Origin of the sequence: Yersinia vastinensis (genome assembly GCF_044905075.1) — a bacterium.
GTDB classification, from domain to species: domain Bacteria; phylum Pseudomonadota; class Gammaproteobacteria; order Enterobacterales; family Enterobacteriaceae; genus Yersinia; species Yersinia vastinensis.
In genome coordinates this window covers 525,628-545,812 of sequence record NZ_CP173260.1, presented here as the reverse complement: position 1 = coordinate 545,812, position 20,185 = coordinate 525,628, and the positions used below count along the sequence as shown (strand labels likewise).

Here is a 20,185-nt window from a genome sequence, read left to right as displayed (position 1 = left end):
CACCTTATTCGCTGGCATGACGCCACCTTGGTTTAAAGGCTCAAATCAGAATAAGAACTGCCTAGCCTTAGGTATGATTAAAACTATTCTGACTAGCCTCTCCACCTAGGGATGGATGTTCACTCAGGTATTTCAGTGAGGATTTAAAATCGTCTAATAGCAACCCTGCAAAATCCATTTCGAATCCGCGGCGGCACATAATACGCATCACGACCACATCGGACATACCACCGCTGAGTGTAAATGCAGGGACTTGCCAGCCACGTAGCCTCAAACGCTCCGAAAGATCATAGAGGGTATAACCCGGTTTAGCCCCCTCTTTGACACGGAAACAGATAGCAGGAATCCCCTCATACGGGCCGCCACTGCAATAGAATTCATAAGGCCCCAATGGAGCAATCTCTTTCGCCAGAAACTCTGCAACCTGATAACAGGCGCTCTGTACCTTGGTATAGCCTTCACGCCCCAAGCGAATAAACTCATAATATTGGGAAATAACCTGCCCCGCCGGACGCGAGAAGTTGATAGCAAAGGTACCCACTTGGCCACCAAGATAATCGACATTAAATATCAGCTCTTCAGGTAAGGCCGCAGCATCACGCCAAATAACCCAACCACAACCCAATGGAGCCAGCCCGAATTTGTGCCCGGATGTACTGATCGATTTCACTCGAGGCAAACGGAAATCCCACTCAATATCTGGGGCCACAAAAGGCGCTAAGAAACCGCCACTCGCGGCATCGATGTGCATGTCTATATCGAGACCTTTTTCTTTGTGCAGCTTATCTAGTGCATCATGCAGCGGTTTAGGAAACTCATAGTTTCCGGTATAAGTCACACCGAAAGTTGGTACTACACCAATGGTATTTTCATCACAGGCATCCACCATCCGTTGTGGATCCATAAATAATTGCCCCGGTGCCATGGGGATTTCACGCATTTCTACATCCCAGTAACGGGCAAATTTATGCCAACACACCTGCACTGGCCCACAAACAAAATTAGGTTTACTCGTCGGTTTACCGGCCGCCTCCATTTTTTTACGCCAACGCCATTTCATGGCCATACCACCGAGCATACAGGCCTCTGAAGAGCCAATCGTATTGGTTCCAACACCTTGCCCATCCTTTGATTTAGGTGCATTCCATAAATCCGCCATCATATTTACACAGCGCATATCTATCGCCGCTGATTGCGGATATTCCTCTTTATCAATCCAGTTTTTATTTATCGAAAGATCCATCAGCTTGTGGACATTATCGTCATCCCACGTCTGACAAAATGTTGCGAGGTTTTGCCGCGCATTTCCATCAAGAAATAGCTCATCGCTAATGATTTGAAAGGCAATATCTTCGCGCATTTCTTCTTGGGGAAAATTTTTATCTTCCGTCATATTACGGATTGCTTGAGAACCAAAGCGGGAATCCAATAATGTCGAACGATAATCATCTGCAGATTTTTTAGTCATTTACGACCCCTATTCTAATTGAGGAGAATTCAATTAAAAACTTGTGAAATCAAAAAACTATAAAATATGATGTTATTATTGAATTTATTTAAAAAATACATCACCAACGAAATATTATAATTTCACGTGATGATAAAAAGTTAGCACCAGATAAAAAATGCGCCACTATAAATACAAATATGTTTTTTAATAGATAGATAATTACCATATTATTTACATTGTATTTTTCATTTATTTGGAAACTTATAAGAATTATTTTTCTATTCAACAATTACAGATCATGGCCATCGAGCATTTCATCAAATGAAATTGAAGTTTTCACACTTGTAAACGCTACCATTAATATCCTGTCAGGCTATTTTTACCGCTGATGTACAGGAAAAATTCCACCGCATAATCAGTTGAATCTCATTAATTTTTTTAATATATATTGTTCGACCTATACTCATGGGAGTTATCGATAACTCAGTTCAGACCTTACAGGAGTCATAGTCATGCTGAATATAGATCGGAAATACCTTATGGATATTGATGAAGGAACGTTGAAAAAACAACGGCTTATTATGCGAATCATTGCAGTCCTGTTGCTATTAGGCGGGATTTTCTGCTTGATTAACCCATTAGCCTCTGGTGCGGCCTTGAGTACTATCATCGGTATTCTACTGCTGCTCAGTGGTATTGCGCTTATCATCGGGATGATAGCTAATCGCTCTCATAACCTCTGGCCGATGGTGACGGGTATTTTAGTGGGTGTGGCATACATAGTGATGGGTTATGTATTTATTACCAATCCTACAATTGGGATGATAAGTCTGGCCATTGTACTCGGCGTGCTGTTTGCTTTTGGTGGGGTGATGCGGCTGATAACTGGTTTTAAAACATGGGGATTGCCTGGCGCATGGCTGCAAATCTTATTAGGTGTGCTTGATCTGTTTATTACCTATCTGCTGGTGAGCGCTGGGCCACTAATGTCTATCACGATGGTGACCACATTGGTCGGGATTGAAATGTTGTTTAGCTCATTTAGCTGTTTTATGGTCGCGGGCTTATTTAAACGTAACTCATAAATTTCCTTCCTCCGCGGTATCGTGAACAGCGATACCGCTATTCTGAAAATAAGACGAAAGGTATATAGTCAATTTTTCTGCTTTGACGAGAGTCACTATGTCCCGTAGTCAGCGCCTACTTGATTTAATTCAAATTTTACGCCGTCATCGCTATCCGATGACTGGGGCAGCGCTGGCAAATGAGCTGGCAATCAGCGTGCGAACACTTTATCGCGATATCGCCACCCTGCAACAACAAGGTGCTGATATTACAGGTGAACCCGGATTAGGCTATGTGCTGCGCCCTGGTTTTATGCTACCGCCATTAATGTTTTCTGAAGAGGAAATTGAAGCGCTGGTACTGGGGTCACGCTGGGTTAGTGATCGTGGCGATACACAGCTTAGGGCGGCAGCTCATAATGCTTTAGCAAAAATTGCGGCCGTTTTACCCGCGGACTTACGCGACGAGCTAGATGCTTCAACGCTGTTGATCGGCCCGGTCGATCATATGCCAGACTGCGAGTTGGCCTTGCCTATATTGCGCCGCGCAATACGTGGTGAGCGAAAAGTCGATATGACTTACCGAGATTTGAAAGGGGCGGAGTCCAGCCGCCGTATCTGGCCGTTTGCTATTGGCTTTTTTGAACAAGTCCGTGTGGTGATTGCCTGGTGTGAGTTACGCCAAACTATCCGTAATTTCCGGGCAGACCGTATCAGCGCGATTGCATTGACCGAACAGCGTTATCCTCAACGTCGGCATCTATTATTAAAACAGTGGCGTGAAGCTGAAGGAATCGAAGAACAATCATTGCTATCTACACCGCCCAGAAAATGACTTTTTCTCTCTCTTTGAAATAGATAATCACTACTGACAGAAACTGTCAGTAGGCCCCACTAAGATAGAACTCAGTTAAGCGACATTGAGCTGACACACTGCGTATCCATCTCATTATATTGGGGAAATATTATGACAGATCCAAACTTCATCATTTTATACGTTGATAGCCCGACCCAAAGTGCGGCATTTTACACCGACCTATTGGCGAAAGATCCGGTGGAGTTACATCCTACTTTTGCCATGTTTGCACTGGATTCGGGTGTCATGCTGGGATTATGGTCAAAACATGATGTTGAGCCAGCAGCGACCGCTACAGGAGGTGGCGCTGAAGTGGCTTTTGCTCTGGCAGACAAAGCGGCAGTGCAATCTTTATATGATGACTGGCAGCAGCGTGGTCTACCGATTTTGCAAATGCCTTTGCAAATGGATTTTGGTTATACTTTTGTGGCATTAGACCCTGATGGTCACCGCCTGCGGGTCTTTGGTGATTAACTGGCAATCATATTGATAAATGAAGGGAATATGCTCTACCCGCATCATCCCTTCATTTGATACTTATCTCCCAACCAATGTCATATTCATGACGGCTATCACAATCAGCACATTGTAATTTCCCAAGCCGCATTGCACCGTCTAAATTTGATTAAAAAATCTCATCCGACCACTTGGTTTAATTCCACCATGGCGGTAGAGAAATAACGATATTGGAGACTGCAATGTTAGCTTACCCTCACCTGCTCGCGCCCCTTGATCTCGGCTTTACTACCTTGAAGAATCGCGTATTAATGGGATCGATGCATACCGGACTAGAAGAGTTACCCGATGGGCCACAGCGTCTGGCGGCGTTCTACGCCGAACGTGCTGCCGGAGGAGTCGGTCTGATTGTCACTGGCGGCATTGCCCCCAATAAAAAAGGTGTCGTGTATCAAGGCGCATCCGTACTAAACGACGAGATGGATGTACCACACCATCAGATAGTCACTGACGCCGTACATCGGGCGGGGGGAAAGATCGCGCTGCAAATTCTTCATGCAGGCCGTTACAGTTATCAAAAGCAGCCTGTCGCCCCATCAGCATTACAAGCCCCCATTAATCCTTTTGCCCCACACGCATTAAGTGGTGATGAAGTGCGGCAAACTATTGCTGATTTCGCCCATTGCGCCCAACTCGCCAAAAGTGCTGGTTACGATGGTGTCGAAGTCATGGGTTCCGAGGGCTATTTAATTAATCAGTTTTTGGCTGCCAGAACCAATCAGCGCGATGACGAATGGGGCGGCAACTTCACTCACCGTATGCGCTTTGCCGTTGAAATTGTCCGCGCAGTTCGGCTGGCAACCGGGCCTGATTTCATCCTGATTTATCGCCTTTCTATGCTCGATTTGGTGGAAGAAGGCTCCAGTTGGGATGAAATTGAACAGTTGGCGCTGGCGATAGAACAGGCTGGAGCCACTTTGATTAACACCGGTATTGGTTGGCATGAGGCACGTATTCCCACAATCGCCACCATGGTACCGCGCGCCGGATTCAGTTGGGTCACCCGCAAATTGATGGGGAAAGTCCGCATTCCACTGATCACCACCAATCGGATTAATGCTCCTGACGTGGCGGAGCAAGTGCTCGCTGACGGCTGTGCGGATATGGTGTCAATGGCCCGCCCGTTTCTCGCCGATGCCGCTTTTGTTCACAAGGCTGCGCAAAATCGGGCCGATGAAATCAATACTTGCATTGGTTGTAACCAGGCCTGTCTGGACCAAATTTTCGAGGGCAAGCTGACGTCGTGCCTGGTTAATCCGCGCGCCTGTCGTGAAACTGAAATGCCCATCATACCGACTGAAACGCCAAAACGATTAGCGGTGGTTGGTTCTGGGCCTGCCGGATTGGCTTTTGCCGTAACCGCTGCCAGCCGTGGTCATCAGGTGACGCTTTTTGATGCCGCAGCGGACATTGGCGGGCAATTTAATATCGCCAAGCAGATCCCCGGCAAAGAAGAGTTCTACGAAACATTGCGCTATTTCCGCCGTCAGTTAGTTCTTCATGGCGTCATCCAGCAGCTCAATACTCAAGTAACCGCACAGCAACTAACTGATTTTGATGAAGTGATCCTCGCTTGCGGTATTCAGCCGCGCTTGCCCACCATCCCGGGTATTGACCACCCCAAAGTGTTGACTTATCTGGATGTGCTGCGCGATAAAAAGCCGGTTGGTGAGCGAGTCGCTATTATTGGTGCTGGCGGAATTGGGTTTGATACGGCGGAATATCTCAGCCAGTCGGGCGATTCTAGCAGTCTGGATTGCCGTGCATTCAGTCGTGAATGGGGCATTGATCAAGACCTCACTCATCGTGGCGGTTTATCCCCACAGGGGCCTATAGTTCATCCTTCACCACGACAAATTTTTCTATTACAGCGAAAAACCAGCAAAGTGGGCGAAGGCTTGGGTAAAACCACCGGCTGGATCCACCGCACCAGTCTGGCTATGCGCGGTGTCACGATGCTCAACAGTGTCAGCTATGAACATATCGATGATGAGGGCTTGCACATCACCCGTGGCGAACAGGCTAGTTGTCTACCGGTAGATACCATTATTATTTGTGCAGGTCAGGAACCACGCAGAGAACTCCACCAACCCTTAATGGCGATGGGCAAAGCAGTACATTTGATTGGCGGAGCTGATGTTGCTGTCGAGCTAGATGCTCGCCGGGCGATTGATCAAGGAACACGTCTGGCGCTGGCTATATAGCCGGTAACAAAAAACAGGGGTGGCCTAAGCCCCCCTGTTAGGCATTGATGTTGCAGCAAGGTCTATGCTGCAACGTCACAGCCAAAAGGTCATTAGAAATCGCTGTACGACATATCCAAACTCCCCGAACCACCGCCTTCTGAACGGGATGATGCTGTTTTAACCGCTTTCAGCACCATGAATTTCTGATTGGAATCCAGCGTCTCGCAGTTACCAAACAGGCGTTTCAGTTTGTGGAAATAATCCAAATGACGGTTACCCACGATCATCAGTTCCCCGCCCACTTGCAGGCAACGCTTGGCATCGCAGAACATTTGCCAAGCCACATGATCACTGACGGCATGCTGCTGATGGAATGGCGGATTGCATAGCACCAGTTGCAGGCTCTCACGTTCCACACCGGCCAGACCATGGCTGACCATAAACTCACAACGCGATAAATCTTGCGGGCGGTTGTACGTGATATTCAACTCGCTGGATGCCACAGCCATATATGATTCGTCGACAAACAGCATTTCCGCCAACGGGTTTTGCTCAAGTGCAATTAAACCCACAACCCCGTTACCACAGCCCAGATCCGCTATTCTACCGGTCACATCGTAAGGCAGGATTTCCATAAAGAAACGCGCGCCAATATCCAGATTATTACGGGAGAAAACATTCGCGTGGTTATGGATGACATACTCGGTATTTGCCAGCGGCCAATCCGTTGTCTCTGGTACATCTTCCTGCGGAATATCGGCCACTTCACAGTGAATCAAGCGTGCTTTTTTCCAGGCCAATGTGGTTTTCGTTGGCCCCAGAATTTTTTCAAATAATTGCAGGGTTGAGTTATGTACATCACGGGATTTCGCCCCCGCAATAATGACTGTGTCAGGTGCCACGACGCGGCGCAAAGCACGCAATTGATGCTCTAACAACGCCAATGCTTTAGGGATCTTTATCACTACCAACTTAGGCGCTGGCGGTAACGCATCCATACTACTTAGCAAGGTGACAGCGTCTTCATCAAGATGGTTTAAGCGCAAATTATGCGCCGTTGCCAGTTGGCTCATGTAGGAGTCACTAACACTAAATGGACGATAAGCGTGTAAAGCGCAGGCCAGCGTTCCAAACTGATCATTAAATACCAGTACCGGACGACCATCAATTTGGTTTAAGTCAATGTTTTGTAGCAGATATTCATCCGCTGCTTCCCACGCCTGTAAGGTATTGGAATTTTCTTGTGGGGGGAAACGCTCAAGCTCAAGGCTTTGTGTCCCCAGTAAGAGTTGGCTCATCACCGCTCCTGAATAATAAATTTGGGCTGTTTATCCCCTAAAACGGGCCTTCAGTAAAATGTTTTTTTACTTAAATGCCGTTTTATCTAAACCAAAGCCGATAAAACGTGAGGCATGCCTGAGGCATAACAGAGAGGCCCTCTGGCATGCAGCTTAAGGCAGCGTAATGAATTGTCCCATACTTTACGATATCAATCATTACCAAGTCTTATTTTTGTGTTGATTCATTATCAATAACCTCTATTTCTGCTGACTCAACATAAAATAGCTCGCCAGATAAATATCTGCATTAATCTATTATTCTTATGCATTCGTGAAACAAATAAAATATAGATAATTTGTTATTTGTATTTTAATCATAAATGCCAAAGTCACCAATATATTATATTGATATCAAATCTGTATTTTATCGCTGGAAGCAATCATCCCCAGTAAATTTAAATACAAAAGATATAAAGCTTGGATATCAATTACCAGGAAGGTAAACCAACAATGTCTATATCATATTTTATTCAGCGCCCCATTAATTCATGTTCATTACCTTATCGTATAGCACCTTGCGCCAAAGCGATTAGCGCACTGTTGTTGGTATTCAGTAGCACTGCTGTGTGGGCAGAGACTCATAGTCTGAAGCAATTCTATGAGGACATAAGCCAACCAAAACGACAAATATCCGAAGAGTCACATATTCCGGTAACTGATTTTGGTGTCCCCACAATAGTCACTACCCTGTCCGAGACATTACCCATAGTTTCAAGCCATCTAAATGAACTAAAAATAGAAAAACAGAAACATCAGAAGGAGAAACAGCAGCAGGACCAGCAAATATTTAATAGAAAGTATGTAGGGAACTATTTAAAAGATATGCTGGATGGCAAGCCACTAGCAGACTATAAAACAGCTTATGAGGCTTATAAGGAAAATAGACCCAAAGCCGATATTGTCACTGAAATCGATGCTGCGGCTACAGAAGTTGGTCATGTTACTAACGCAATCTACTCTACAATAACCAATATTATCTCCCCAGCACCTGAGAATACGGATAAGACAATAACTGAAGATCCGGAACCAGAAAATACCCAAACGGCCACCGCCGCACCGGAGCCTCAAAAGGTTAAAAAAGCCCTCGCTAGCACTCAAAAAGTCGCTGCTCCATCGACACCAAAGCCAGCGCCTAAACAGATCATTAAATACGCACCGATCACGGGTCATAATCCGCAAGTGGGCAGCTATATTGCAAACCAGCTCGCCGCTCAACAGATGTTTATTGCTGATGACTTGCAATATCGCCATGGGGAAAGACTTTATACTGATACCACCACCGGAGAAACAGAAGTCACTAGCATGTGGCTCAATACTACTGGCTCAAAAAGCCATTTTAACTCAGGACAAGGTCAATTGCATACAAAAAGTGACCGCTACGCTATCCAGCTTGGAGGGACATTGGGCACATGGAGCAGCGGTGGCAATGGTCAGGGGCTTTTGGGGTTAACAACGGGGTTAGGTAAATCCACTAACCATAGTCGCTCCACATTATCTCATCATCAGGCCCAAGGTTCTGTTGATGGCTATAACTTGGGTTTATACAGCATCTGGTATGCCGATAACCAAACTAAACTCGGGCCTTATATTGACTTACTGGCACAACATAGCTGGTTCAATAATCAGATTAAAGCCGCAGATATCGTCACGAGCGCAAATTACCGATCTTATCTGTTTACGACAGCATTAGAGAGTGGCTACAAAGTACAAGTATTCGAAAAAACTGGCTCTCGGTTCTTCGTACAACCCAAGGCAAAAGTATTATGGCAGCGTACCAGCGGGCTATTACATGTTGAACCAAACGGTACACAGGTTAGAGTTGAGGAAAACAGCGGAGTCACCACCAAACTGGGGGTGCGAACAGCAATGGAATTCGATATTGACACCTTATCTTCGACTCGAACGCTGCAAATCAGCCCCTCCTTTGAAGCAAATTGGGTTCATAGCCGAATGAATCAAGGAGTACAATTATCAAACGTGTACATCATCAAGAGGCCGCTACAAAATCAGACAGAGTTAACAAGTATCAATGTGATGCCGCAAGGGAATAGCAATATTGCAGACCTTAAAGTGGGCATTGAAGCAAACGTTAACAACAACCTGCGGCTGTGGACACATTTAGGTCATCAATTTGGTGGCCACAATTACAGTGATACTCAAGCCAGTGTGGGCGCGAATTATCGCTTCTAACTTGATGATAAATTACGTTTTTCTCCCCCATTAAGTCAAAGCTCGCTGTTGGTAACAATACCGGCAGTGGGCTTTGTTTGAATCCCTATATATCTTCAAGTACGATAATCAATTTACTTAGGGCAAATACCTACTATGGCGGAACTGACCTATCTACAAGGTTATCCCGAACACTTACAGTCTCAGGTACATCAGTTGATTACCGAGCAGCGATTGGGGAATGTATTGCGTCAGCGCTATCCACAACCTCATGATTACAATACAGATAAAATGCTGTATCAATATACGGTTGATTTAAAAAACCAATATCTGCGCAATGCTCAACCATTAAGTAAAGTCGCCTACGACAGTAAAATTCAGGTGATGAAACATGCACTCGGCCTGCACACTGCGATTTCCAGAGTGCAAGGCGGTAAATTGAAAGCCAAAGCAGAAATTCGGGTTGCTACCGTGTTTAAAAACGCCCCGGAAGCCTTCCTAAAAATGATTGTGGTGCATGAATTGGCTCATTTGAAAGAGAAAGATCACAACAAAGCATTCTACAGTTTGTGCTGTCATATGGAGCCGCAATATCATCAGTTAGAGTTTGATACACGTCTCTACCTGACACATTTGGATCTGTTTGGCAGTATCTATTAGCTTTTGATTTATAACTAACCGCATCTAGTCACTGAAGTATTCATTCGCCAAGAAATTCAGCCGTGGTTCTGCGGGCCATGATAATCTGGCGGTTCAACGTGTTTTTCTTCTAGTCGGAATGGAGTTCACTATGATTCGCTTCGCTGTCATTGGCACCAATTGGATCACCGCGCGCTTTGTTGATGCTGCCCACGAGAGTGGCAAAATGAAACTGGTGGCTGTTTACTCTCGCAAATTGGAACAAGCTAAGCAGTTTGGTGAGGATTATAACGTTACCGAATGCTTTGATAATCTGGAAGCAATGGCAACAAGTGAACTGATCGATGCTGTCTATATCGCCAGCCCGAACGCCTTACATTATCCTCAAACTAAGCTGTTCCTCAGCCACAAAAAACACGTTATTTGCGAAAAATCACTGGCCTCTAACTTTGCCGAAGCCGAAGACTTGGTTGCCTGCGCCCGCGAGCACCAAGTGGTGCTATTCGAAGCCTTTAAAACAGCCTATCTCCCTAATTTTATTCAAATAAAACAGTCTCTACCGCGAGTGGGTAAATTACGTAAGGCTTTTATTAATTTCTGCCAATATTCCTCACGTTATCAACGTTATCTGAATGGTGAAAATCCCAATACATTTAATCCGGCATTTTCTAATGGCTCGATTATGGATATTGGTTACTACTGCCTAGCTAGCGCCTTAGCCCTGTGGGGGGAACCCAAATCAGTGCTTGCCAGTGCCAGTTTGCTGCCAAGTGGTGTTGATGCGCACGGCACGGTTTGCCTAAATTATGGCGATTTTGATGTGGTTATCATCCATTCCAAAGTCAGCCAATCCGATATTCCCAGCGAGATTCAGGGAGAAGATGGTTCGCTGGTGATTGAAAGTATCTCTGAATGTCTATCCGTCGCCTTTACCCCACGAGGCAGCCACTCGCAAGATCTCACGCAACCTCAACATATTAATACTATGCTGTATGAAGCTGAGGTTTTTGCCAATCTGGTGGAAAATAAACAGGTGGAACATGATGGCTTGCAGTTGTCATTGCTCACATCGCGTATACAGACGGAGATTCGTCGTCAAACTGGTGTTATCTTCCCGGCAGACTCCCAGCCGCCAGCGATATAACTCAAATCATTGGCATTGCAGGTAGGTGGCAAGTCAGCAAATCCGGATGAACTTATTCGAGCATCATCAGCATTGCCAGCTCCCTGCATCTTCAATAATAAAGGGTATCATTAATATTTTGTTTCAATGATTGACCCGCAGTCCATTTTCAATTATTTTTGCGCGGCAAAGGGGAGTAACTTCATTGCCGGTTTGCCGTCATTACGGTGCGAAAGCACCCGGTTACCGGGCAACCTCATTAATGTATTGAGTACCCACTTGGGCTTTTACATTAATAGAGTTGTAAGTGAGACCTTGCCGGAAGGCGAGGTTTGCTTGCAGCTCAATCATAGCGGCTAGCGTCTTCCGACGTTGGCCGTTTTTGTTTTTATGAGGTTCCTTAATGATGAATACCGTGGGTACTCCTTTACTATGGGGTGGTTTTGCTGTCGTAGTGACCATTATGCTCGCTATCGACTTACTGTTGCAGGGGCGCCGTGGCTCACAAACCATGACACTGCGCCAAGCAGCCTGTTGGTCGCTGGTATGGGTAAGTTTATCTTTGCTATTCAATGCCGGTTTCTGGTGGTATCTGGCCGAAACCGTGGGTCGCGAAATTGCCGATAAGCAAGCGCTGGCCTTCCTCACCGGCTACCTGATTGAAAAAGCCCTCGCTGTTGATAACGTTTTTGTTTGGCTAATGCTCTTTAGCTACTTTGCTGTTCCTGCCAATCTACAGCGTCGGGTACTGATCTATGGTGTGCTGGGCGCGATTGTACTGCGTACTATTATGATCTTCGCCGGCAGTTGGCTGGTATCGCAATTTAGCTGGATCCTGTATTTATTCGGTGCATTTTTACTGTTTACCGGTATCAAAATGGCCATGGCGAAAGACGACAATACGCCTATCGGTGAGAAGCCGCTGGTTCGCTGGATTCGTAATCATCTGCGCATGACAGATGAGTTGCATGGCGACCGCTTTACGGTGCGCAAAAATGGCGTGCTCTATGCCACCCCATTAGTGCTGGTTTTAATTCTGGTTGAATTGAGCGATGTGATTTTCGCCGTTGACAGTATTCCGGCCATTTTTGCCGTGACTACCGATCCCTTTATCGTTCTGACTTCTAACTTATTTGCGATTTTGGGCTTACGTGCCATGTACTTCTTGTTGGCAAACGTGGCAGAACGCTTCTCAATGTTGAAGTACGGTTTATCCATGATTTTGGTCTTTATCGGTATCAAAATGATGCTCATCGATCTGTTCCATATCCCTATTGGCATTTCATTGGGTGTCGTGGCAGGCATTTTGGCGCTGACGTTGATCATTAATGCTTGGGCAAATCATCGTGCAGACCGTCGTTTAGCAGCAGATAAAACCTCAGACAAAAAGTCAGGTTAACGGGACAATATCGCCTACGGGGTGACTCTCACCCCGTATTTATCCCGCGATTCTGATTATTCACCAAATGTTATTACGATCACACAAATGTAAACAAAATGTTATGCAAATTTGATCCCCATTGGATTTTGCTGATTGTCTCTTTCCAGCTCAATAGATTCCCTTATACTGTCAAAGCAAACACACCCAGTTACAAATAATATAAAGAGCTTATCCCAGTATGCGTCATTGTTGCCGTCAGTTTGAATACGGACAGCGCGCAAGAACCGAAGCGTACACAGTACGTGAGGATTAAGAGCACTGCACAGGTTCAACATGGCAAATAAAGCCTTAGTGGGTAAGCTCCTAGTTACAGGTGTGAGACTAAACACTGAGCCACGTTCCGGCTCTTGTGTTGATCGGCCAAAAAGAAAACAAGTTTAACTTGGGAAGAGGCATCACTGGAAAACTATGGAAAAGACACAATCTGGTTTTATCGGATTTATTATCCGCGGCAGTTTGGTTAAACAAATTCTGGCCGGCTTGATTGCCGGGATTATTTTAGCGTTAGTATCAACTCAAGCCGCATTGGCCGTGGGTTTATTGGGCACACTCTTTGTTGGCGCATTAAAAGCTGTCGCGCCAGTTCTGGTTTTGATGTTAGTGATGTCCTCTATTGCTAACCATAAGCAAGGTCAAAAAACCAATATTCGCCCTATTCTGTTCTTGTATCTGTTGGGGACTTTCTCTGCGGCACTGATTGCGGTGGTTGTCAGCTTTATGTTTCCATCAACCTTGGTATTAGCCACCCTGAATGCAGATATCTCCCCGCCAACCGGGATTGTCGAAGTACTAAAAGGTTTACTAAACAGTGTGGTTGCGAACCCGATTAATGCTCTGCTTAATGCTAACTATATCGGGATTCTGGCTTGGGCTGTCGGCCTCGGTATTGCCCTGCGTCATGCTGCGGATACCACCAAGGCATTGATTAATGACATGTCTGATGCTGTCACTAAAGTCGTTCGTGTAGTTATCCGCTTTGCTCCATTGGGTATTTTTGGTCTGGTGTCATCCACCATGGCTGAAACTGGCTTTGGTGTGTTGCTGGGCTATGCGCAACTGCTGGTGGTACTGATTGGTTGTATGTTATTAGTCGCATTAGTGGTCAACCCACTGATTGTTTATTGGAAAATCCGTCGTAACCCTTATCCGCTGGTATTTGCTTGCCTGCGTGAAAGTGGCGTTACTGCCTTCTTCACCCGCAGTTCAGCCGCTAACATTCCCGTTAATATGGAAATGTGCAAAAAGCTGAACTTGCACGAAGATACTTACTCCGTTTCGATTCCATTGGGTGCCACCATTAACATGGCAGGCGCGGCGATTACTATTACGGTGTTAACACTGGCGGCCGTGCATACCCTCGGTATTCCTGTGGACCTGTTAACCGCACTGCTGTTAAGTGTGGTTGCTTCAATCTGCGCTTGTGGCGCATCGGGTGTCGCCGGTGGTTCGCTGCTGTTGATTCCGCTGGCTTGCGGCATGTTTGGTATTCCAAACGAAGTGGCGATGCAAGTCGTTGCCGTTGGCTTTATCATCGGGGTGCTACAAGATTCTGCTGAAACTGCGCTGAACTCTTCAACTGACGTCATCTTTACTGCTGCCGTTTGTCAGGCTGAAGATATCAAGCTGGCCGATCCAGATCCGTTGGCAAGCCGTAAAAACGTCTGAGTTCGGACCTTAAAATGATGATCGGGGGCTATCTAGCCCCCGTTTTTATTGGCTAACATCTTCTTTCACGATTTTCTTTTCAACCCGAAAAGGATCTATCCCTTTCAATTGCAAACGGCGGAAACGAATAATATTAAAGCCGTTGAGCAGCAAGAAACTGCCCTCAATCAATGAACCACCAATAGAACCCAACCAAACATTATGGATAACCCAACATACCGTGGATACCCACATCACACATCGAGTCGTCAGCCCGGTCGTGCGAAAGAGCGCCCAGGTACTGATCACCGTGCCAAATATCGGCAATATCTCTACTGCGTGCTGCATACGCCATAGCCCAAACGCCAGCGTCAGAATGATGAATACCATCATTGCAACATTGCTGCGGGTTTTGGAGGCGACCAGATTACGCAGTGCATTCAGCATAGCGCTGCTGCCGGCAGCACTGGCTCCCATAAGAAAGAAATGGCAGCCAATAATGGCGCTGTAAGCAGAAAGCTGAAGTCTGAAACGCCGCTCATCGCGGTTGAAGAACATGGTGATGCCGACAAAAAATGCCAGTACACCAATAGATTGAGCAAACCAATAGAAAGTCATGGTGGGTGAGTCCTGGTGTGCGGATAGCCGCACTGAGTCTTACATGATTAAAACGTAAACGGTGTTCTATTCATAAAAAATAAAACACCGTTTCATATTAATCAAAAAGCACAGCTTTTACAAGGTTACGCCACTTTTAAAGATTGCCAGTTCACGGAAATCATTCACTTCATTACGTGCTGGTTTGCCATTGGCAATGTCGACTATCAAATCAACAAACTCAGTCAATAATGTGTCCATGGACGTACCGTGAATCAATTTACCAGCATCGAAATCGATCCAATGAGGTTTTTTGGCAGCCAGTTCACTGTTAGTTGCCAGTTTCACTGTCGGCACAAAACCACCATAAGGAGTGCCGCGGCCAGTACTGAACAGCACCATATGGCAACCCGCTCCAGCTAAGGCACTGGTTGCCACCGCGTCATTACCCGGAGCACTGAGCAAATTCAAACCAGGACGTTGTAAGCGTTCACCGTATTTCAGCACATCGACCACTTTGCTCTGACCCGCTTTTTGGGTGCAGCCCAAGGATTTCTCTTCCAGCGTGGTAATACCACCGGCTTTATTACCCGGTGATGGGTTTTCATAGATAGGTTGGTTGTGAGCAATAAAGTACTGTTTGAAATCATTGACCATGCTGACTGTCTTTTCAAACGTAGCTTCATCACGGCAACGGCTCATCAGGATCCTTTCGGCACCAAACATTTCCGGTACTTCAGTCAGAACCGATGTGCCACCATTGGCAATCACATAATCAGAGAAACGCCCCAGTAATGGGTTAGCAGTAATGCCTGATAAACCATCAGAACCACCACATTCCAAACCAAACTTCAGTTCACTCAGCTTGCCCGGAACCCGTTTGTCATTACGCATGGTTTGATAGAGTGCATGCAGATGCTCAAGGCCAGCTTCCACTTCATCATCTTGCTGCTGACAGACCATAAAATGCACACGATCTTCATCAACCTTACCCAACGTTGTCTGGAAAACATCGACCTGATTATTTTCACATCCTAGCCCGATCACCAGTACCGCACCGGCATTGGGGTGACGCACCATATTTTGTAGCATGGTGCGAGTATTTTCATGATCCTGACCCAGCTGTGAACAACCAAATGGGTGGCTGAACAAATAGACGCCATCAATACCTTCGGCATCTTGTGTTTCCTTCAGAAAACGTTGCTGGATCTGCCGGGCAATGCCATTAACACACCCTACCGTTGGAATGATCCATAATTCATTGCGGATCCCGACATTACCATTCGCACGGCGGTAGATCTGGACTTCACGATCTGCCATTTGCGGCGGTAAATCCATAAACTCCGGCTGATATTCATACTCATCCAGATCACTAAGATTGGTTTTAGCATTTTGCGAATGAATATGCTCGCCGGGCTGGATCAGGGTTAATGCATGCCCGATCGGCAAACCATACTTAACGATCATTTGCCCTGGCTCAATGGCCGTCAGAGCAAATTTATGGCCACGCGCCACGGGTTGCGCCAACTTAACGTGAAACTCCCCGATATCGAGGACATCATCGGCAGCGAGGTCTTGCAATGCGACAGCAACATTATCTAACGGGTGAATTTTTATAATACTTTGCATAGTTAAACCTTTAGCTGTATGCCGCGACAGCAGCTCTCATACCGCGATCAATGATAGTTTGCAGTTGTTCTGTAACTTGATTTGCCAGTTGCGGCACAGCGGTCAGATCCTGTCCCCAGTGGGCGGCATCAGACAGCACGCTGTTAACCAACTCAGCCAACGCGATATCACCGTGTTTGACACCACTCCACAGCATTGAATAACGCTCCAGCCAGTGGGCATCATCCTGTAGTGGATAGGTTTGACCATCACGTTCGCCACGGTAAAAGGCGATAAGCGCGGCCAGTGCAAAAGTCAGACGTGGTGGTAACTTGCCTTGCTGTTGCTGATAAGTCAGCAATTGTGGCAAGATACGAGTGCGGAATTTTGTCATTCCGTTCAAAGCGATAGACAACAATTGATGCTGAATGAACGGGTTGCGGAACCGGCTCAATACGGCTTGAGAGAATGACAACAACTCATCTTCAGGCAAATCCAATACCGGCACAATTTCTTCGGTAATAGTTTTCTCTACAAAGCTGCTGATTTGCGCGTCGTCCATAGTCTGCCCGACAGTATCTAACCCCGACAGGTAAGCGACCGGTACCAGCGCGGTGTGCGCGCCATTCAAAATGGCGACTTTGCGTTCTTTGTACGGTTTGATGTCATCAACAATGCGAACATTCAGATCTAATTTATCCAGACGAAGTTCTTGTGCCAGTTCTTTTGGCCCTTGGATAACAAACAGATAGAAATATTCAGCAGTATCGAGGAAGCTGTCTTGATAACCCAACTCAGCTTGCAGCGCGGCCACTTCATCACGTGGATAGCCAGTCACAATGCGGTCCACTAATGTGGAGCAGAAGGTATTATTTTCAGTCAGCCACTGAGTGAATGCTGCCGGCAATTGCCAATGGCTGGCATAACGCAACACCAATTCACGCAGTGCTTCGCCGTTATAATCAATCAGTTCGCACGGCAGCAGTACCCAGCCTTTATCCGCAGCACCTTTAAAATGCTCAAAACGCTCGAACAGCAAACGCGTCAATTTGGCGGGGAAAGAACTTGGCGGTGCATCATTGAATTGATCCGCTTCATTCCAGGCAATACCGGCTTCGGTGGTATTTGAGAACATAAAGCGAATATTAGGATCACGTGCCAGTGCCAGATATTCATCAAACTGGCGGTAAATATTGATTTCACGATTAACAGAACGGATCAGACGGGATTCCCGCACCGCTTCTCCCTGCTCATTCAAACCACGAATCACCGCAGTGTACAGGCCATCCTGCGTACTGAGTGACGGTGGGAAATCAGTGTCGATCGGGCGGATCACGACGATCCCGGCATTCAGATCAGTATGTTCATTGAGGAGATCAATCTGCCAATCGACGAAAGCACGCAGGAAGTTGCCTTCACCAAATTGAATGATTTTGTCAGGATGGCTACGGCCAGGAAAGTCACGACGGTTCAGGGTTTGCATCAGGGTTCACCTTATAACGCATACAGCCGTGGCCTATCATTACTGACAGTCCTCGCTTGACGGAGAGTTTATCTTCCGCGGCGTAGCCGGGCGCTAAATAATCAATAAGTTATAGTCATAAGGGCCATGGAAACTGGCCCTGTTATTAGCTTAATTTGTGGTTATCTTTGGCTGTAACGATCACAGCTCAATGGCAAAGTACTGTTTCGCATTATCGAAGCAGATGTTTTTCACCATGGATCCCAGCAGTTCAATATCCGCCGGTGCCTCACCATCTTCGACCCAACGGCCAATCATCTGGCACAGAATGCGGCGGAAGTATTCATGGCGGGTATAAGACAAGAAGCTACGGCTATCAGTCAGCATGCCGACGAAACGGCTGAGTAAACCAAGCTGTGCCAACTGAGTCATTTGGCGTTGCATGCCATCTTTTTGGTCGTTGAACCACCAGCCTGAACCGAACTGCATTTTCCCAGCAGCACCTTCACCTTGGAAGTTACCTACCATGGTACCGATCACTTCGTTATCGCGTGGATTCAAGCAGTAAAGGATGGTTTTTGGCAGAGCATTACGCAGGCCCTGTGCATCCAGCAGGCGGGATAGAGGCTGCGCCAGTGGTTGGTCATTAATCGAGTCGAAGCCAATATCCGGCCCAACCAGATTGAACATGCGGCTGTTGTTGTTACGCAGTGCGCCAATGTGATACTGCTGCACCCATTCACGACGATGATATTCACCAGACAGGAATAACAATACGGCGGTTTTAAACTGAGCAATCTCTTCGGTACTTGGTTGATTACCGGCCAGGCGACGCGCCAGAATAGCATCCAGCGTGGCTTCATCAGCTTCGCCGTAAACCACGACGTCCAACGCATGGTCAGAAACTTTGCAACCATGTGCTGCGAAGTGATCCATACGTTTATTTAGCGCCGTGCAGAGATCAGCAAAGCGGCTGATAGAGGTGTCGGCAGCCGCTTCCAAACGTTGCATATAGTCGTTGAAACCTGCGGCTTCAATATTGAACGCTTTGTCTGGACGCCAGCTTGGCAACACTTTGATATTGAAGCTACCATCAGCGGCGATGGCTTTGTGATGACGCAGGTCGTCGATTGGGTCATCTGTAGTGCCAACCATTTTTACATTCATCTGCTGCATGATGCCACGCGCGGAGAAATTGTCCTGAGCCAGCAATTCATTACCGCGCTGCCAGATTTCTTCTGATGTTGCAGGGGATAGCAGTTTACCTGTAATACCAAATGGGCGACGCAATTCAAGATGCGTCCAGTGGTACAGCGGGTTACCGATAGTATGTGGAACCGTGGCCGCCCAAGCTTCAAACTTTTCGCGATCACTGGCATCGCCAGTACACAGACGTTCTGCAACACCATTAGTGCGCATAGCACGCCATTTATAATGGTCACCTTTCAACCAGATGTCATACAGGTTCTTAAAGCGGTAATTTTCTGCAATCTGTTCTGGTGGTAAATGGCAGTGATAATCAAAGATCGGCTGATCTTTTGCGTAGTCATGATACAGACGACGGGCGAATTCGGTGTCGAGCAAAAAGTCTTCGGTCAAAAACTGCGCCATATTAGGTTCCTCACTTGAGTACATCTTAGAGTACTGCTTTCTGTTATCGCGAAGTTATCACACCAATTTCATCTATCGTCCAGCATTTTTTTATAGATGGAGATCGCAAAAACCTAACAAAAAGAACAAATACTCAACATTTATAGTTTATTTAGTCCCTTGCGGCACTAAGTCTGCCGGGTTCTATTATTCCCTAATTGAAAAGTGGTTTTTGTGATATCACTCAACTTTTAAATCTGTATGACAAGTTATTGTTGCGTCGCCATCAGTCATCTCAACCGCCATGTTCGATTAAATGCGCTGATTTGACCCAAATGGGTACATCAAAGTGAGGCCGTACCAGCACTGCGGCCTCAGATAGCAAGGGTAAGGTCGTCGCTGATGGAACACATCGACAAATATCACTGACTACAAACGGCTTAAGACCGAAGTGATATCGGGCACAGCAATTTTCTGATTACCCCTCTCTGGGAAACAGA

The 20,185-nt window shown here is 46.4% G+C and carries 15 protein-coding genes; 9 read left to right on the top strand and 6 right to left on the bottom strand.

What is annotated here, in order from left to right; all coding sequences use genetic code 11:
• Window positions 1–67: 67 nt before the first annotated feature.
• Complete coding sequence (locus ACIOG0_RS02405) at window positions 68–1,468, bottom strand: glutamate decarboxylase (RefSeq protein WP_128451198.1); 1,401 nt, start codon at window positions 1,466–1,468, stop codon at window positions 68–70.
• 494 nt (window positions 1,469–1,962) lie between these two features.
• On the opposite strand from ACIOG0_RS02405, the gene ACIOG0_RS02400 reads away from it, so the two are divergent.
• The 4 genes from ACIOG0_RS02400 to ACIOG0_RS02385 all read left to right on the top strand — a co-directional run bounded on the left by ACIOG0_RS02400 (window position 1,963) and on the right by ACIOG0_RS02385 (window position 6,090).
• Entirely contained in the window at window positions 1,963–2,535 is a 573-nt protein-coding gene (locus ACIOG0_RS02400; RefSeq protein ID WP_050100729.1) for an HdeD family acid-resistance protein, read from the top strand.
• A gap of 97 nt (window positions 2,536–2,632) precedes the next feature.
• Window positions 2,633–3,349: a YafY family protein gene (locus ACIOG0_RS02395; protein WP_050100727.1), complete on the top strand. Its 717-nt coding sequence runs from the start codon at window positions 2,633–2,635 to the stop codon at window positions 3,347–3,349.
• A 132-nt stretch (window positions 3,350–3,481) separates the two neighbouring features.
• Entirely contained in the window at window positions 3,482–3,844 is a 363-nt protein-coding gene (locus tag ACIOG0_RS02390) for a VOC family protein (protein WP_050100725.1), read from the top strand.
• A 224-nt stretch (window positions 3,845–4,068) separates the two neighbouring features.
• Complete coding sequence (locus ACIOG0_RS02385) at window positions 4,069–6,090, top strand: NADPH-dependent 2,4-dienoyl-CoA reductase (protein ID WP_128451197.1); 2,022 nt, start codon at window positions 4,069–4,071, stop codon at window positions 6,088–6,090.
• A 92-nt stretch (window positions 6,091–6,182) separates the two neighbouring features.
• Here the strand turns inward: ACIOG0_RS02385 and rlmG are convergent, their stop codons facing one another.
• Entirely contained in the window at window positions 6,183–7,370 is a 1,188-nt protein-coding gene (gene rlmG, locus ACIOG0_RS02380; RefSeq protein WP_050140186.1) for a 23S rRNA (guanine(1835)-N(2))-methyltransferase RlmG, read from the bottom strand.
• Between the two features lie 492 nt (window positions 7,371–7,862).
• Between rlmG and ACIOG0_RS02375 the strand changes: the two genes are divergently transcribed.
• The 5 genes from ACIOG0_RS02375 to sstT all read left to right on the top strand — a co-directional run bounded on the left by ACIOG0_RS02375 (window position 7,863) and on the right by sstT (window position 14,449).
• Entirely contained in the window at window positions 7,863–9,602 is a 1,740-nt protein-coding gene (locus ACIOG0_RS02375; RefSeq protein WP_404704924.1) for an autotransporter outer membrane beta-barrel domain-containing protein, read from the top strand.
• A gap of 135 nt (window positions 9,603–9,737) precedes the next feature.
• Window positions 9,738–10,241, top strand: a complete 504-nt coding sequence (locus ACIOG0_RS02370; protein WP_050100720.1) for a M48 family metallopeptidase — start codon at window positions 9,738–9,740, stop codon at window positions 10,239–10,241.
• A gap of 130 nt (window positions 10,242–10,371) precedes the next feature.
• Window positions 10,372–11,364, top strand: coding sequence for a Gfo/Idh/MocA family protein (locus ACIOG0_RS02365; protein WP_128451196.1), 993 nt, complete (start codon window positions 10,372–10,374; stop codon window positions 11,362–11,364).
• Window positions 11,365–11,746: 382 nt separating this feature from the next.
• A complete protein-coding gene (locus tag ACIOG0_RS02360; RefSeq protein WP_128451195.1) occupies window positions 11,747–12,742 on the top strand; it encodes a TerC family protein in 996 nt (331 codons plus the stop codon).
• 450 nt (window positions 12,743–13,192) lie between these two features.
• Window positions 13,193–14,449 (top strand): serine/threonine transporter SstT, encoded by a 1,257-nt coding sequence (gene sstT / locus ACIOG0_RS02355; RefSeq protein ID WP_050100714.1) that lies wholly within the window; start codon window positions 13,193–13,195, stop codon window positions 14,447–14,449.
• A 45-nt stretch (window positions 14,450–14,494) separates the two neighbouring features.
• Here sstT and ACIOG0_RS02350 read toward each other — a convergent pair whose 3' ends face one another.
• The 4 genes from ACIOG0_RS02350 to uxaC form a co-directional block, all read right to left on the bottom strand.
• On the bottom strand, window positions 14,495–15,046 hold the full coding sequence (locus ACIOG0_RS02350; RefSeq protein ID WP_050100712.1) for a YgjV family protein: 552 nt from the start codon (window positions 15,044–15,046) through the stop codon (window positions 14,495–14,497).
• A 117-nt stretch (window positions 15,047–15,163) separates the two neighbouring features.
• Window positions 15,164–16,654, bottom strand: coding sequence for a UxaA family hydrolase (locus ACIOG0_RS02345; RefSeq protein ID WP_050100710.1), 1,491 nt, complete (start codon window positions 16,652–16,654; stop codon window positions 15,164–15,166).
• Window positions 16,655–16,664: 10 nt separating this feature from the next.
• On the bottom strand, window positions 16,665–18,116 hold the full coding sequence (locus tag ACIOG0_RS02340) for a tagaturonate reductase (RefSeq protein WP_128451194.1): 1,452 nt from the start codon (window positions 18,114–18,116) through the stop codon (window positions 16,665–16,667).
• Between the two features lie 180 nt (window positions 18,117–18,296).
• Window positions 18,297–19,706, bottom strand: coding sequence for a glucuronate isomerase (uxaC, locus tag ACIOG0_RS02335; protein WP_050100706.1), 1,410 nt, complete (start codon window positions 19,704–19,706; stop codon window positions 18,297–18,299).
• Window positions 19,707–20,185: the final 479 nt, after the last annotated feature.